The 15,967-nt window shown below is 61.5% G+C and carries 14 protein-coding genes; 10 read left to right on the top strand and 4 right to left on the bottom strand.

Annotated features, from left to right (window positions below; translation table 11 throughout):
- Window positions 1–58 precede the first annotated feature (58 nt).
- On the bottom strand, window positions 59–931 hold the full coding sequence (locus tag AC1DVF_RS17660) for a LysR family transcriptional regulator (protein ID WP_093434080.1): 873 nt from the start codon (window positions 929–931) through the stop codon (window positions 59–61).
- A gap of 281 nt (window positions 932–1,212) precedes the next feature.
- Between AC1DVF_RS17660 and AC1DVF_RS17655 the strand changes: the two genes are divergently transcribed.
- Window positions 1,213–2,538, top strand: a complete 1,326-nt coding sequence (locus AC1DVF_RS17655; RefSeq protein WP_093434083.1) for an MFS transporter — start codon at window positions 1,213–1,215, stop codon at window positions 2,536–2,538.
- Between the two features lie 72 nt (window positions 2,539–2,610).
- Complete coding sequence (locus AC1DVF_RS17650; RefSeq protein WP_477782882.1) at window positions 2,611–4,002, top strand: FAD-dependent oxidoreductase; 1,392 nt, start codon at window positions 2,611–2,613, stop codon at window positions 4,000–4,002.
- 105 nt (window positions 4,003–4,107) lie between these two features.
- Here AC1DVF_RS17650 and AC1DVF_RS17645 read toward each other — a convergent pair whose 3' ends face one another.
- Window positions 4,108–5,499 carry a type VI secretion system Vgr family protein gene (locus tag AC1DVF_RS17645; protein WP_477782881.1) on the bottom strand — a complete coding sequence of 464 codons (1,392 nt, stop codon included), beginning with the start codon at window positions 5,497–5,499 and terminating at the stop codon, window positions 4,108–4,110.
- A 221-nt stretch (window positions 5,500–5,720) separates the two neighbouring features.
- Here AC1DVF_RS17645 and AC1DVF_RS17640 point away from each other — a divergent pair, with 221 nt between their 5' ends.
- Window positions 5,721–6,425: a YebC/PmpR family DNA-binding transcriptional regulator gene (locus AC1DVF_RS17640; RefSeq protein WP_099756686.1), complete on the top strand. Its 705-nt coding sequence runs from the start codon at window positions 5,721–5,723 to the stop codon at window positions 6,423–6,425.
- Window positions 6,426–6,551: 126 nt separating this feature from the next.
- On the opposite strand, the gene AC1DVF_RS17635 is transcribed toward AC1DVF_RS17640, so the two are convergent.
- Window positions 6,552–7,865 carry a leucine-rich repeat-containing protein kinase family protein gene (locus AC1DVF_RS17635; protein ID WP_116256041.1) on the bottom strand — a complete coding sequence of 438 codons (1,314 nt, stop codon included), beginning with the start codon at window positions 7,863–7,865 and terminating at the stop codon, window positions 6,552–6,554.
- Between the two features lie 214 nt (window positions 7,866–8,079).
- Window positions 8,080–9,210: a cell division protein ZapE gene (gene zapE, locus AC1DVF_RS17630; RefSeq protein WP_477782880.1), complete on the bottom strand. Its 1,131-nt coding sequence runs from the start codon at window positions 9,208–9,210 to the stop codon at window positions 8,080–8,082.
- 305 nt (window positions 9,211–9,515) lie between these two features.
- Here zapE and AC1DVF_RS17625 point away from each other — a divergent pair, with 305 nt between their 5' ends.
- From AC1DVF_RS17625 to AC1DVF_RS17595, 7 genes are all read left to right on the top strand, one after another.
- Window positions 9,516–10,019 carry a Csu type fimbrial protein gene (locus AC1DVF_RS17625; protein ID WP_460131163.1) on the top strand — a complete coding sequence of 168 codons (504 nt, stop codon included), beginning with the start codon at window positions 9,516–9,518 and terminating at the stop codon, window positions 10,017–10,019.
- 99 nt (window positions 10,020–10,118) lie between these two features.
- Window positions 10,119–10,652 (top strand): Csu type fimbrial protein, encoded by a 534-nt coding sequence (locus AC1DVF_RS17620; protein ID WP_477782879.1) that lies wholly within the window; start codon window positions 10,119–10,121, stop codon window positions 10,650–10,652.
- A 20-nt stretch (window positions 10,653–10,672) separates the two neighbouring features.
- Window positions 10,673–11,209 carry a Csu type fimbrial protein gene (locus tag AC1DVF_RS17615; protein WP_064389251.1) on the top strand — a complete coding sequence of 179 codons (537 nt, stop codon included), beginning with the start codon at window positions 10,673–10,675 and terminating at the stop codon, window positions 11,207–11,209.
- A gap of 4 nt (window positions 11,210–11,213) precedes the next feature.
- Window positions 11,214–11,714, top strand: coding sequence for a Csu type fimbrial protein (locus AC1DVF_RS17610; RefSeq protein ID WP_414926366.1), 501 nt, complete (start codon window positions 11,214–11,216; stop codon window positions 11,712–11,714).
- 33 nt (window positions 11,715–11,747) lie between these two features.
- Window positions 11,748–12,536: a fimbrial biogenesis chaperone gene (locus AC1DVF_RS17605; RefSeq protein ID WP_099756682.1), complete on the top strand. Its 789-nt coding sequence runs from the start codon at window positions 11,748–11,750 to the stop codon at window positions 12,534–12,536.
- 80 nt (window positions 12,537–12,616) lie between these two features.
- Complete coding sequence (locus AC1DVF_RS17600) at window positions 12,617–14,974, top strand: fimbria/pilus outer membrane usher protein (protein WP_477782878.1); 2,358 nt, start codon at window positions 12,617–12,619, stop codon at window positions 14,972–14,974.
- Window positions 14,971–15,942, top strand: a complete 972-nt coding sequence (locus tag AC1DVF_RS17595; RefSeq protein WP_477782877.1) for a Csu type fimbrial protein — start codon at window positions 14,971–14,973, stop codon at window positions 15,940–15,942. Before AC1DVF_RS17600 ends, AC1DVF_RS17595 begins: the two co-directional genes overlap by 4 nt.
- Window positions 15,943–15,967: the final 25 nt, after the last annotated feature.

The following is a 15,967-nucleotide window of genomic DNA, read 5'->3' as shown; positions in this document are numbered from 1 at the left end:
CATTTGGAATGCGTAACCCCTGTGGGAGCGAGCTTGCTCGCGAAGGGGCCATCACGGTTCACACAAGACTCTGGCGCACCATATCGAGAAAGGTCGCCACCACCCGTCGATTGCTTTGCTCGCGCAAGCACACCAGCGTCTCCGTCAACCGTCGGGTGCAGTCGACAATCGGCAACGCGCACACCCGCGAGTCCGCACCAAATTCCGCCGCCGACACCACGCCAACGCCAATCCCGACCACCACCGCCTCACGCGCCGCTTCCCGGCCCTCAACCTGAATCGCCGGACGAATGCGAAACCCCGCGCGGGCCATTTCCTCTTCCAGCGTCTGCCGGGTTACCGAACCGTGCTCACGCAACACCAGCGGCGTGTCATCCAGGTCTGCCAGGCAGATCGATTCACGCTCGGCCCACGGATGATGGCGCGACACGAACGCGACCATCGGATCATTGCGCAGCGGCACGCACAGCAAGCGCTCATCGCTGACGTCACGCCCCAGCAACGCTAGGTCGGCCTGATAGTTGAACAGGCGAAACAACGATTCATCGGTATTGCCGGTCTCGATCTTCACGCTGATCCCCGGATAGCGCTCGCAGAACCGCGCGATCTGCGGCAGCACGTGGACCGGCGCATCCACTGCCAGAATCAGGCTGCCGGTCTGCAGGGCCTGGGATTCCTGCAACAGTTCCTGTGCTTCGGCTTCAATCACAAACAGGCGCTGGGTGATCGCCAGCAAGCGTTCGCCCAGGTCAGTCAGGCGTACGGAACGTTTATTGCGGTGAAACAGCAAAACGCCAAAACGCTCTTCGAGTTTGCGCACTTGGTCGGATATCGCCGGTTGCGTGAGAAAAAGGCGCTCGGCGGCTTTGGTGAAGCTTCCATGCACGGCCACGGCGTGGAAGGCTTTGAGTTGGGCGTGGGACACCGACATGCAGTCACCTGATCGTTTAGTCAGTAACAAGCTGAGCTTATGTGTGAAATACGATAAATCGATTTTATTTATTAAACAGTAATTGCTTTGATCGGCTCACGCCATCGCTGACTGCCCGCTCGGGCCGCACGGTAGCCATGAGCCTGTGCGTGCAACAACAGGACTCATCTGACCGATATCGCCACAGGGACGGGGTGATATCGCAGTGCTCAACAATAAAAACACAGGCGTTTTTCTTAACGATTCTGCCGGCACACTCACACCCTGAGGTCAGAACCACCATGAACAAGCACATCGGCACCATTGCGCGTTGGCGCGTGCAGATTTTCGCGATTACCTGGCTTGCGTACGCCGCTTTCTATTTCACCCGCAAAGCGTTTTCGGTGGCCAAACTCGGCATCGCCGAAGACCCGACCTTCATGCTCGACAAGATGGCCATGGCCAACCTCGATGCGATCTATCTGGCGGCTTATGCCCTCGGCCAGTTCACTTGGGGCATGCTCGCTGACCGCTTTGGCCCACGGGTCGTGGTGCTCGGCGGTTTGCTGATTTCCGCCGCAGCGGCGCTGGTGATGGGCAGTTACGCGACGTTGCCAATCTTCGCCACCTGCATGTTGATTCAGGGCTTGGCGCAGTCCACCGGATGGTCGGGATTGTGCAAAAACCTCGGCAGTTTTTTCCCCTCCCAACAACGCGGGCGAGTGCTCGGGTTATGGAGTTCCTGTTACGCGTTTGGTGGTCTGGTAGCGTCGCCGTTCGCCGGCTGGTGGGCCTATACGTTGGTGGGCACCTGGCACGCGGCGTTCATTTCCAGTGCGGTGGTGGTCGCCGTGGTGGCGGTGTTGTTCTTTATCTTCCAGCGCAACAAGCCGGAAGACGTCGGCTTGCCGGCGGTCGAGCCGGAACCTGAATTGACGGCGGAAGAAACCGAAGCCAACAGCAAGCTCAGCGTCTGGGAGCCCTTGAAGGAAATCCTGCGTAACCGCACGGTGCTGGTATTGGGCCTGGCGTATTTCATGTTGAAACCGGCGCGTTACGCGATTCTGTTGTGGGGCCCGGTGATTGTCTTTGAACAGATGCCGAGTGTCGGCAAGGTCGGCGCGGCGATCATTCCCACTTCGTTTGAACTGGCCGGGTTGCTCGGGCCGATCCTGATTGGCCTGGCCTCGGACAAACTGTTCGGCGCCCGTCGGATGCCGGCCTGCGTGTTGAGCTTGCTGGCGCTGACCGTGACGCTGGCGCTGTTTATGGCCGCGTTGCATACCGGCAGTGTGTTGCTGGTGGTCGCGCTGCTGTTCGTCATGGGCCTGACTTTGTATGGCCCGGACTCGATGATCAGCGGTGCCGCCGCGATCGACTTCGGCAAAGCCAAGGCCGGCGCCACGGCGGCCGGTTTCGTCAACGGCTGCGGCTCGGTTGGTGCGGTACTTGGCGGTTTGCTGCCGGGTTACTTCGACTCGGTGACGGTGTTCATCGTCTTCGCCGGTTGCGCGCTGTTCTCGGCGCTGGTGCTGATTCCGCACTGGAACAGCCGACCGGTTGGCGTGATGGAGCCGCGCGCCTCGATCCCCAATTGCCCGCTGACGATCAAACCCCTGCGTTCCTGAAACCCTTGCCTCGTGGCCTGCTGCGACGCTCGCGGCAGGCTGGGTCGTGGCCATCTGACTTGGAGAAACCCCATGAGACCGTTTTGGCTGGAGCAGGCCTTGCAGGCCGACACCTCGCAAATCTGCCCGCCGTTGCAAGGCGAAGTCCGCGCCGATGTGTGCATCGTCGGCGGCGGGTACACCGGGTTGTGGACAGCGATCATGCTCAAGCAACAAAACCCCGAACTCGATGTCTTGCTGATCGAAGCGGACATCTGCGGCGCCGGCGCCAGCGGGCGCAACGGTGGTTGTGCGCTGTCGTGGTCGGCGAAGTATTTCACCCTTGAACGCTTGTTTGGCGTCGAGGAAGCGGTGCGCCTGGTCAAGGAATCGGAGCGCAGTATCCACGCGATCGGCGAGTTCTGTGAGCAGTACGGCGTCGATGCCGATTATCGGCTCGACGGCACGCTGTACACCGCGACCAACCGCGCGCAAGTCGGCTCGACCGATGCGGTAATCGCTGCACTGGAGCGCAACGGTATCAACTCGTTTACCCAGCGTCCGCTGGCCGATGTGCAGCGCATGGCCGGTTCGAACAAGCATCTGGAAGGCTGGTTCTCGCCGGCGGCGGCCAGTGTGCAACCGGGCAAACTGGTGCGTGGCTTGCGTCGCGTGGCGTTGCAGTTGGGTGTGAAAATTCACGAAAATACGGCAATGACCGGGCTGGAAGAAGGGCGCCCGGCACGCCTGCAAACACCGAACGGCAGTATTGTTGCCGATCGCGTAGTGCTGGCGATGAATGCGTGGATGGCCCGTGCCTTTCCACAGTTCGAACGCAGCGTGGCGATTGTTTCCAGCGACATGCTGATCACCGAGCCGCGCCCGGATCTGTTACAGCAGATCGGCCTGACCAGCGGGGTCACTGTGCTCGATTCGCGGATTTTCGTGCACTACTACCACAACACTCCGGACGGCCGGATCATGCTCGGCAAGGGTGGCAACACCTTCGCGTTTGGCGGGCGCATGCTGCCGGTGTTCGATCAGCCATCGCCTTATGCCGGCCTGCTGAAAAATAGCCTCGCCGACTTCTTCCCGGCGTTTGCCGATGTCAAAGTCGATGCCACCTGGAACGGCCCGTCGGATCGCTCGGTCACCGGTTTGCCGTTCTTCGGCCAGATGAGCAGCGCCGGCAATGTGTTTTACGGCTTCGGCTATTCCGGCAGCGGCGTCGGCCCGTGCCACATGGGCGGGCAGATTCTTGCTTCGTTGGTGCAGGGCCTGGACAACCCGTGGACCCGCTCGCCGCTGGTCAACGGGCCGCTGGGTTATTTCCCGCCGGAGCCAATCCGCTACCTCGGTTCGTTGATGGTGCGCAACGCCATCCGCCGCAAGGAGCGCGCCGAAGATCACGGGCGGCGTCCTCGGCATCTGGATGTGCGTCTGGCGAAATTCGCTGCGGCGGCGGGCAAGGCTGACAAAGCCTGAAGCACGGCGTGTTGATGTAGGAGCTGCCGCAGGCTGCGATCTTTCGATCTGGTTTTTAAGATCAAAATCAAAAGATCGCAGCCTGCGGCCACTCTTACAAAGGGATCAGCGTGCGCCGCTGTCGAGTAGCCAGTCGAGTAATAGGCTGTCACGTGCGGGTGGTTCGCGAGGTGTGGGCTTGCGTGAGTTGCCCAGACACAGAATCGGCCGGTCGGGGTCGCTGTCAAGGAAACTCACCCACACTTCGCTGCCAGCGCAGGGCAGTTCCTCCCGTGCCACTCGGCCATTGGCGCGAGTCATCGCGATGGGCAGCCAGATCGCCTCGTCATCAAGGGTTTGCAGATGTTCCGAGGGCCACAGCCTGACGGCGACCCGACCCTCTTCATCGAGCTGCGCCGGTTGCCCGGCAGGTCCCAGCACCAGCGCCAGGTGATAACCGGCAATGCCGGGACGCGGTTGGTTGAGCGCCGGGCGAAAATCGCTTGACCAGGGCTGGGCGGTAAAATCGTTCTCGTAGCGGTGCAAGGGTGGGGTCGGGTCAAGAATCGACGGATGTTGCCCGTGATGACGTATCGAGGTGAGCCGCCATTGTTCGTTGAAGTGGCTGACCGGATGCGCCGACACTTGCAGCAGTTGTCCACTGAGCAAGCCGATCCGGTCGCTGCGGCCGTTGATCGTGCGATGCTGGCAGCGTTGCCGTTCCAGATGTCGACGGCTGCGTTGTTCGTGGTGTCGTTGTTCGAGGGAAGATGCCTGCGGCAAGGGATTTGCCGTGATGTGGTTGGCGGCCTCGTCGCTGATCGCCCGCTGCCCTCGGTTACGCACGGCATGCAGCGTGGCGACGGGCGCGGCGTGATGATGCTGGTACAGCGAAGTGATGCAGGGAGAAGGCGTTTGCTCACAGGCCTTGAACGGAACCAGTACCGGCGTTTGCGGCAGACTGAGGCTGTCATCGGCAAACACGACAACGTGTCCGTCCATCCGGTGTTCAAAGTGATAGTGAATGCCTTCCTCTTCGCAAAGTCTGTGCAGCAGCGCCAGATCACTTTCTTCGTACTGGATGCAAAAAGGCCGGATCGGGTAGCGGCCGACAGTCATTTCAATCCGGTAGCCGTCGGCGGGCAGGGCGTTTTCCGTGAGCAACTGCTGGAGAATCTGCGGCACACTCTGTTGCACGAACACTCGCCGTTTGCTCGGCTGAGCCAGCCTGTGCAAGCGCGGCACGACCGTCACGCGATAGCCGATCCGGTGCGTACCGCGATGTTCGCAACTGGCACTGTCGATCACGCCGTGGATTCCATGATGGTCGTCCAGACGCAGAAAGGCCCGTTGTTGCAGGAATGTGCCCGGCGTCACGGCGGGGGCCAAACCGATCAGTTCGATGTCGAAACGGTAGGGCTGGTTGAGCGCTTCCTCGCCGTGAAAACGCACCACCGGCAGGCACAGACCGCTGTCGGTCAGGGTCAGGGTAAAAGGACTTTCCTTGTCATTGAGCATTCGAACAGGCTCTGTCAGGCAATACGGGCCTGAGAGGGTACGAAACCGCAGCGTTGAATGGTCATGTCAAAGGCGTTTTTCAGAATTCCCCTACAAGCTCTGGTGAAGATGTCGATTCCACATTGCGTTTTTTTGGTCGATTGCCGACTTTAGGCCGTATAAACTTGGCGCCACGCGTCGGCCAATAGATGTCTCGGCGCCACAGATCAAGAGAGTGAGTAATGGGCGCACAGTGGAAGGTTAAACACAAAGAAGCGGCAGCCAACGCCAAAGGCAAGATCTTCGGCAAATTGGTGAAGGAAATCACCATCGCTGCCCGCAACGGTGCCGATACCACCACCAACGCACACCTGCGTCTGGTGGTCGAACAGGCCAAGAAAGCCTCGATGCCAAAAGAAACCCTCGATCGCGCGATCAAGAAAGGCGCCGGTCTGCTGGGTGAAACCGTGCAATACCATCGCGTGACCTACGAAGGGTTCGCCCCGCACCAGGTGCCGCTGATCGTCGAGTGCGTGACCGACAACATCAACCGTACCGTCGCCGAAATCCGCGTGGCGTTCCGTAAAGGCCAACTGGGGGCTTCCGGCTCCGTGGCCTGGGACTTCAACCACGTCGGCATGATCGAAGCCTCGCCGGACACCCCGGACGCCGATCCGGAAATGGCCGCGATCGAAGCCGGTGCTCAGGATTTCGAGCCGGGCGAAGACGGCGCAACGCTGTTCCTGACCGACCCTACCGACCTGGATTCGGTGCAGAAAGCGTTGCCAGAGCAGGGTTTCACCGTGCTGTCGGCCAAGCTCGGCTACCAGCCGAAGAACCCGGTCAGCGGCTTGAGTGACGAGCAGATGGCTGAAGTTGAAGCGTTCCTCGAAGGCCTCGACAACCATGATGACGTGCAGGACATGTTTGTTGGCCTGGCGGGCTGATCGGCTGCGTCAGTGATGGCCACATCGCGACCAGGCGCAGGCCTACAGGCCAGAGGTGAACACATCATTTGTGATCACCACCGTCCACTGTAGGAGTGAGCCTGCTCGCGATTGACCGCGCAGCGGTCACAGATTCTCAAGCTGCCGCATGACCTCAGCAAACCCCGGTCGCGCCAGCACATCCGCCTGACAGCAACGTCGCTCCAGTTCCTCAAGAACACGACGCCGCTCATCACTCAACCCCGAGTCGACGCGCGCCAGCAACTCACCCAGCAGAATCCCGAACGCACGTACTTCGATGCGTTGCAACGCGCGCGTTTCCAGCGTGTCATCGACAGCATGGAACGACGCCCCGCCAAAATCCCCGAGCAGGCAATCGCCGCGCTCGTTCAACAGAATGTTGTGCCCGTAGAGATCGCCGTGGGTGATGCCTTGCTGATGCAAGTGTTCGGCTGCCGAAGCGATGCCTTTGGCAATGTTCAGCGCGACCTCGGCACTGAACCGGCAATCATCGGCGTACACATCCCGCGAGCAGGACGCCAGGCTGGGCAGGTCGGCGAGGTTGCGGAACGACGGATCGATCAATTGCATCACCAATCCTTGCTGGCCGTCGGGATGGCCACTGATGCGTCCCTCGACGCGGATCAGATTGGGATGCAGGCCGGCGGTGATACACGCATTCATTTCGTGCAGCGGCGAGCCGTCGCTGGTCATTTCACCTTTGTACAACTTCACCGCAACCGGTATCACCGAACCATCGTCGCGTTGCCAGTTCGCCCGGGAAATCACCCCCGAGGCGCCTTCACCCAAGCGTTGCTCCAGACTTAGCGCAGACCAGGGGATCTGTGCCGTCGCGTCGAGCGCGGCAGCGTCCGCCTCGGTTTCCAGCGGGTTACCGGCGTAGGCCAGCCAGGTCAGGCTCGGCAGCGCGAGCAGCCACTGCGGCAGCTCGGTCAGGCGGTTGGCGGAGATGCGCAACAGCTCCAGACGATGGCAGTTGCTCAGCGAGGGTGGCAGCGCTTGCAGACGGTTGCCGGACAGCATGAGCTTTTGCAGGGCAGGGCGCTCACCGAGTTCGCTCGGCAGGCTTTCAAGGCAGTTGTCGGTCAGAATCAGCCAGCGCAGCTGCGGTGGCAGGGCTGCAGCGGGTACGTTGACGATGCGATTGGCTCTGAAGCCGATCATCGTCAGCGCCGCGCACTGGCCGAGGCAGGTCGGCAGTTCGGTAAACGGGTTGTCGGAGCAGAACAGCACCCGCAGGCGCGTCAGACGGTGCAAGTCATCCGGCAGGCGGCTCAGGGCGTTGCCGCTGAGATTGAGGATTTCCAGGGTGTCGGCCAGATCGAAAATCTCGCGCGGGAATTCGGTCAGGCCACAAGACAGATCCAGCCGAGTGATGCCCGACAACTCGCCGGCACGCAATTGAGCAAGGGTGTGCATGTTGGGGTTCGCTATTGATCAGGTGCGCGCCGCTGGGGCGCCGGGAATGGGCGACATGATAACGGCAAAGCGGGTTCCGGGCTTGAGCGGAATGCTGCAAGCGCCATGGAACCCTGTGGGAGCGAGCTTGCTCGCGAAGGCGGAGTGTCGGCCGCTGAGATGTGACTGACAGGGCGCTTTCGCGAGCAGGCTCGCTCCCACAGGGCCGGCGTGCTCAGTCGCTGTTGTGTATCTCTTGCAACTGCCCCAACCGACTGCGCGTGCGCGCCAGGTCAATGGCCTGGCCGTCCAGGCTTTCACGCAAGGGCAAACGACCGAGTAGCGTCAGGTACTTGTCCTGGTCGTAAAGCACGTCGATCAGGTTGATGAAGCGTTGTTGCGCGGCGATCGAGCACTCCGCCAGTTCCGGCAGATCATCGATGATCCAGCGGTCGAAACGGCGACACAGTTCCAGGTAATCCATCACCGCCGTTGGCTGTTCGCACAGATCGTTGAAGGTAAAACCGACCCGCCGCTTCTCAAAAAACCGCGCCTGAAACTGCCGGGTGCCGACCGTTAGCGCAACGGCCGGTGCCTCTGCAGGTGGCAGATCCAGGGCCGTGCGTTGTGCTGGCGTGGCCGGCCACACGTAATGTCCCTGGGTGAATATCTGGTGTGCAGAGTGACGCGTCTGGCTGCGGTAATCGTGCGGGCCGCCGACTTCCATCACCTGCATGTGCGTATTGATCAGTTCGATCACCGGTTTGAAGCGGGCGTGATAAAGCGGATTGGGCAGCAAACCTTCAGGCGCATAGTTGGAGGTCACCAGCAGCAGAATCCGTCGTTTGAACAACGCCTTGAACAGCCGGGTGATCAGCATGGCATCGCCGATGTCATGCACATGAAACTCGTCGAAACACAGCACCCGACAATCTTGCAGCAGTTCGTCGAGAGTCACTTCGAGGGCATCGTCCTGCAGGCGATGGCTGAACATGCCCTGATGCAATTGCGCGAAAAACTGATGGAAATGCAAGCGTCGTTTCTGAGTGATCGGCAGCGCCTGGAAGAAGCCGTCGAGCAGCCAGCTCTTGCCACGCCCGACGGCGCCGAACAGATACAGGCTTGGCGCGGTTCGGCTGTTGGCGGCCAACAGCAGACTGGCCTGCTGCGCCATGCACTCGATGACGCGCTGCTGGCTGTGGCTGAGGGTGTAGCCCTGACCGCTGGCCTTGTGTCGGAAGTAATCGCGGATCGACTGGGCGCTGGCGTCATGCCCGGCGCCGGCCGGCAAACCCTTGCCGAACCAGCGGCGCAACGCCGGCCAGCGCTGGATCAGTCGCGATCGTTTCGGCGGGTGGGCAGGCACTGTCGGCGTCTCCGTGTTCGTCAAAACCGGCTCCCGGGAGCGCGGCGATGTAGTGTAACCAGACGCCGAGATGACCAGCCACCGCGACGTGTCGACAGTGGGCGGTTATTGAACAAATTTGTGCGGCACGTACAGCCATTTTTAGCGACATTACTCGCCCCGTTGTCAATCTTTCGAAACATATCCCGGCCGATCCATGGATCCAATCGACTGGCGGAATCGTCGACCGTTGCTAACCTCAATCACAGAAACGACGTCGCAAGCGATCACTGACAAGGAATGGCGCAGTGAATGTATATGGGGTCATGGGGCTGTTGGGTGTGCTCGCTGCGCCTGCCTATTCGGCGGATCTTCAGGTCGAAGTGCGCGTCGATGTGCAACGCGGCTGCCAGTTGATCGGCCAGCAGCGGCAGGCTGGTATCGAGCAATTGGGTGTGCTCGATTTCGGCAGCACCGCGCGCCTCGATGACCCGGCCGGGCCGTTGGCAGCGGCGCTGACCAATCAACGCCTGCCACGGCTGGAGTGCAACCCTGACACGCCGTACCAGATGCGTGTCGACGGCGGTTTGCATGGCGGTGTCGGCGAAGTCCGTTACATGGCCGGTTCGGTCGGCAGTAAACCGATTCCGTACCGCTTGTATCAGGACGCGGCGCGCCGGGTGCCGCTGGTGGTGGATGTTCCGGTCAGTGGGCGGGTGCCGGACAGCGGCACGGTGGAGTTGCCACTGTACGCGCGGATCGAGCGCCTGGCTGAGGTGCCGCAGGTCAGCCGTTATTCGGATCTGGTCAAGGTGACGGTCACCTGGTGAGTGTGGTTTCAAGGCAGTCGCTGGACGCGGGTGCGCAAGGAAGGCGTTCGATGATGAGCGCGGTGATCGAATCAGCGTAAAGGAGCAGGGACGGGCGCAATGACAGGTAAACACTGGATGGTGGTGGCAGCAGGTACGCTGGCATTGCTCGCAGACGAGGCGCAAGCGGCGGTCAGCGGGCAGATCAATGCGCGGCTGATCCTGATTGCCGGCTGCGAAGTCACCAATACCAGCACACCCGAAAATCCGCTCAGCGCCCTCGGCACCCTCGACTTCGGCCTTCAGGGGCCCACCTGGAACGCACCGATCAAGGCCAGTCTGGACGGCGACAGCAGCGGCAAACTCAACGTCGCCTGCAATCCCTCGGTCACCGGTTTCACCGTCACCATCGACGGCGGCACCCACGGTGACGGCAATACCCGGCGCCTGAGCAACGGTCGCCAGACCCTCCCTTATCAGCTGTTTGTCGATCCCTCCGGCGTCCGGAGTTACAGCATCGGCCAGCAACACAATTTCGCTGTCACCAGCGGTGCGCAGATACCCATTCCGGTATTTGGCACGGTGGTGGCGAATACCCGTGCGGTACCGGCAGGGGTCTATACCGACACCCTGACGGTGACGCTCGACTGGTAACCCCGTAGAGGACGGACACCATGCGTATGTTTGCATCAAGGATAGGTTTGTCGTTGCTTGGCCTGGCGCTGGTTTCCAGTGCCAACGCCGCCACCACGGTCACCGGCCAGATCACCTCCAGCCTGATTCTGATCAGCAGCTGTCAGGTCAACGGTGCTGGCGGTTCCACCGGGCTGAACTTCGGTGCGTTGAACTTCGGCACTGCCAACAGCCTGTTCACCACCGCCACCGGGCAGGTGTTGGGCGGCGGCGGCGGGGCGTTGTCGATTCTCTGCTCCAGCGGCACCACGCCGACGGTCAAGGTACGCGCGGGCTCCCACGACGGAATGTCACCGGGTGGCACGCGGGCGCTGTACGACGGCGTTGCCAATTACGTGCCGTACGACTTGTACACCGATGCCGGACATTCGCAACTGCTGGCGATTGACGGGACGATCAACCTCGCCGCCAGTACTGGTGTGGCGCAGACAGTGAACATCTACGGTCAAGCGGTCGGCAAGGCCGGTTTGCCGGCGGGGACATACACCGATACTGTCGCCGTCGAACTGACGTTCTGATGCCATGCGCCGCCATGGCTGTGCCGCGCTGCTCCTGCTCTGCGCAGGCAGTGCGCCGCTGCCGCTGACAGCGGCGACGAGCCAGAGCTTTCAGGTCAGTGCCACGGTCACTGCCGGGTGTCTGGTGGTGGGCGGGGTGTCGAACTATGGCGGGCTGAATTTCGGTTCGCGTTCGGCACTGGCCACTGGCACCGTGCAGGTCGCGCTGACGGGTGGGGTGCAATTGCAATGCACGCCGGGCGTGACGCTGAACATGAGCGTTGATGGCGGCCAGTACAACAACAGTGGCCGGCACATGCAGGTCAACAGCGGTAATGCGCGGGTGGCGTATGCGCTGTTTAGTGATGCGGCATACAGCCAGAGCCTGGGCATCGGCCAGAGTGTGGCGGTGGCCTACAGCGATGCGAACAACATCAGCCTGCCGATTTACGGTCAGGTGCAATTGCCGGGCAATCAGCCTGGGGGGACGTACAGCGACGTGTTGCAGGTGCAACTGTCGTGGTAAGGCGAAGTTGAATGGCCGACAAGGAGCAGGTTTATGGGGTCAGTTACGTCACGGCATTCGTTCGTGCGCTGTGCGATGTGGACGCTGGTCATGCTTGGGGCAAGTCAGGCACACGCGGCGAGTTCGGTGCTGATCTGGCCGATCGATCCGGTGCTGGAGGCTGATCAGCAGGCCAGTGCGCTGTGGCTGGAGAATCGCGGCAGTGAAACCGCCAATCTGCAGATCCGCGTGTTCGGCTGGAGCCAGAGTGGTTTCGCCGAGCAATACCAGAACCAGCGCGACGTGATCGGCAGCCCGCCGGTGGCGAAAATCGAGCCGGGACAGAAACAATTGGTGCGTCTGACCCGAACCAAGGAAGTGCCACCGGGGCAGGAACTGGCCTATCGGATCATCATTGACGAAATTCCTTCCGCACAACCCGCGACCGCTGACGGAGGCAAAACCGCCGCAGCGATCCGCTTCCAGATGCGTTATTCGGTGCCGCTGTTTGCCTATGGCGCCGGGCTGTGGAGCAAGGAAGATAGCAGCCGCGCGCGTGATCCCAAGGGTGTCGGCCTGCCGCAATTGAGCTGGCGCACGGTGGCCGTGGACGGCAAGCCCTATGTCGAAGTGCGTAATCAGGGCGCGGTGCATGCGCGACTGACTGACGTGGCAATCAAACAGGCAGGGCAGAGCAGACCGCTTGCCGAAGGGCTGCTGGGGTACGTGCTGCCGGGGGCGGTAATGCGCTGGCCGGCACCGGGGCCGTTGGCCGGTGATTCGGCGTTGCAGGTGCGGGTGAACGGCGCGCCGCAGGTGCAGAGCATTACACCTGCCAAGTGAGTGAGTCGTAGCGCAGTTATCTGTCGTCGGCTAAAGCGGTATCAGGGAGGATTCAGTCCATTGACGGACGTAAAACGTGTATGAGCCCAGGACGGGTTCGTCGTATTCAGCGTCCGTTGTGGCTCATCACCGGCGCGTGTTGCCTGATGTTCGTTCAACCATCCGGGGCCGGCGATCTGCCGCCGCCACCGAGCGGCATGGAGGCCGTGAGTGATGCACAGTTGTTTCTGGAACTGGTGGTCAACCAGATGAATACCGGACGCGTGGTGGCGGTGCAGCAGCGCGACGGGCGCTTGTTCGTGCCAGTGACCGCGTTGCGCGAGACCGGCATGAAACTGCCCGACAACCTCGGCGCCGAGGTCGATCTCGACAGTCTGACGGGGCTGCACAGTGATTACGACAGTGTCGGTCAGCGCCTGCTGCTGGACGTGCCGCCGGACTGGCTGCCGGAACAGTTCATCGGCAATCGCCAGGCTTACCCGCGCACTCCGGCGCTGAGCAGTTTCGGCGCGCTGTTCAACTATGACCTGTACCTCAACGACACCGACGATTCCGGCACTTATCTGGCGGCGTGGAACGAAGTGCGGCTGTTCGACAGCTGGGGCACGCTGTCCAACACCGGACAATACCGGCGCACCCTGTCCGGTGACTCGCTCAACACGCTGGACAACGGTTACCTGCGTTACGACACCACCTGGCGTTACTCCGACGATGAGCGAATGCTCACCTACGAGGCCGGTGACGTGATCAGCGGCGCTTTGCCGTGGAGCAGTTCGGTGCGTCTGGGCGGCGTGCAGTTCTCGCGGGACTTTGCCGTACGCCCGGATCTGGTGACCTATCCGCTGCCGCAATTTGCCGGTGAAGCGGCGGTGCCGTCCTCGGTGGATCTGTTCATCAATGGCTACAAGTCCAGCAGCGCAGACTTGCAGCCGGGGCCGTACACACTGACCAATATTCCGTTCATCAACGGTGCGGGCGAAGCGGTGGTGGTGACCACCGATGCACTGGGTCGGCAGGTGTCGACCACGGTGCCGTTCTATGTCACCAGCACGTTGTTGCAAAAAGGCTTGAGCGATTTTTCCGTGGCGGCCGGTACGTTGCGCAGCGACTACGGCTTGAAGGACTTCAGTTATGGCCCAGGTGTCACCTCCGGCAGCCTGCGTTACGGCGTCAGCGACAGTTTTACTCTGGAGAGCCACGCCGAAGCGGCCGATTCGCTGACACTGGGCGGCCTCGGCGGCAACCTGCGGCTGGGTAATTTCGGTGTACTCAATAGTGCCCTGAGTCAAAGCCGCTTCGACGGCGATGACGGTCAGCAATTGAGCCTGGGCTACCAGTACAGCAATCAGCGCTTCAGCTTTTCGTACCAACGCCTGCAACGTCACGATCAATATGCCGACCTGACCGTGGTTGACAGCCCCTACATCAGCCTCAGTCGACGCAGCGAACAGGCGACCTTAAGCCTTAACCTTGAGCGTTGGGGCAGCCTCGGCGCCGGTTATTTCGATGTTCGTGCGGCGGACGACTCGCGCACGCGGCTGCTCAATCTCAGCTGGAGCAAACCGCTGTGGCGCAACAGCAGTTTTTACCTGTCGGCCAACCGCGAAATCGGCGACAGCAACTGGGCGGTGCAGGCGCAACTGGTGATTCCCTTCGATCTGCGTGGCAGCCTGGCGATCAGCAGCGATCGCAGTAAAACCGGGCAGAGCCAGCAACGGGTCAACTACAGTCGTGCGGTGCCGACTGAGGGCGGCGTGGGTTTCAACCTCGGCTACGCCAAGGGTGATGGCGCCGATTATCGCCAGGCCGACGTCACCTGGCGGTTGCAATCGGTGCAGTTGCAGGCTGGTGTCTACGGCACTTCCGAGGCCGAAACCCGTTGGGCCGACGCCAGTGGTTCGCTGGTGTGGATGGACCGTCAGGTGTTCGCCGCCAACCGCATTGACGACGCGTTTGTAGTGGTCAGCACCGATGGTTTTGCCGACATTCCGGTGCGCTACGAAAACCAGCAGGTCGGTCAGACCGACAAGAACGGTCATCTGCTGGTGCCGTGGAGCAGCGCCTATTACCGGGGCAAGTATGAAATCGACCCACTGAATCTGCCGGCCAATGTGCGCAGTCCCAATGTCGAACAACGCATCGCTGTAAGGCGCGGTAGCGGATATCTGCTGGAGTTTCCGCTGGCCCGAGTGATTGCCGCGAGCATCGTGCTGGTCGACGCGCAACAGCGCGAACTGCCGCTGGGCGCGGGTGTGTTGCATGAGCAGAGCGGTACGCGGACGGTGGTCGGTTGGGATGGGCTGGTGTATCTGGAAAACCTGCAGGCGCAGAACTCGCTGCAGGTCACGCTGGCCGACGGCAAGACCTGTCAGGCGCAGTTCAGCGTCGATATGAATCAGGACCAGGTGCCGCTGATTGGCCCGTTGGTGTGTCAATGATCGGCGCACGCTTGCTTCTGTTGCTGGCGCTGATGCTGCCGGGGGCGGCGCAGGCTGCGTGCTCGGTGGTCAGCACCACGCCGGCAGCATTCGGTACGCTCAGTTCGATCGCCGTGCGCACGACGTCGCAGCCCAGCTCCACGCTGAATGCAGGTTTGAGCTGTACCGGTTCGCTGCTGTCCCTGCTGACCAGCAACGACCACTTCTGGGGCACCGTTTCTTCGACTCAAAGTGGTCTGGTCGGGCCGACCGGCGATGTCATCAGTTACACGGTCTACGCCAACAACAGCACCAGCTACCCGCTGACGCGTGGCACGGCCTACGACTTTGCGCGCAACGGCATCATCGATGCCTTGGGCCTGCTCAACGGTACAACGCCGAAAACCGTGCCGCTGTATCTCGGCACAACCATTGGCAGCAACGTCGCCGCCGGGGTGTACACCGAGACCCTGAGCATTTTCTGGAACTGGAATTACTGCTCGGGGATTGGTATTGGTTCTGTCTGTCTTGGGCGCGACATCGCCAGTGGCACGACCTCGTTGACGGTGAACATGACGGTGTCCAACGACTGCACGATTACTGCGCCGAACATTGCGTTCGGCAGCGCTCCGGTGATCAGCGCGTTCACCCCGGTGACCGGGCAAACCATCAATCTGGCCTGCACCAAGGGCAGTGCCTATACCGTGGGGCTGAGCGACGGGCAGAACGCGGTGAGTTTCGGCGGCCGGCGACGGATGATTTCCGGGAGCAATTATCTGGCCTACGACATTTTCAAAAGTGCCGGCACCACGCGCTGGGGCAGCGTCGGCGCGGCGCGGCGGGCGAGTAGCGATGCCGAGGTCAATCCGGGAAACGGCTTGGGCACGGGCAGCCAGATTTTCAACTACAACGCAAAGATCTACACCGACCAGACCACGCCGCCTGCGGGTACTTATCTGGACAATGTGGTGCTCGACGTAGGTTTCTGAGCCTGACGCTGATCCCTCGTGGGAG

Source organism: Pseudomonas sp. P4_D7, assembly GCF_056401755.1.
Note: the sequence above shows the minus strand (reverse complement) of the source record. Positions and strands in the feature narration are given on the sequence as shown.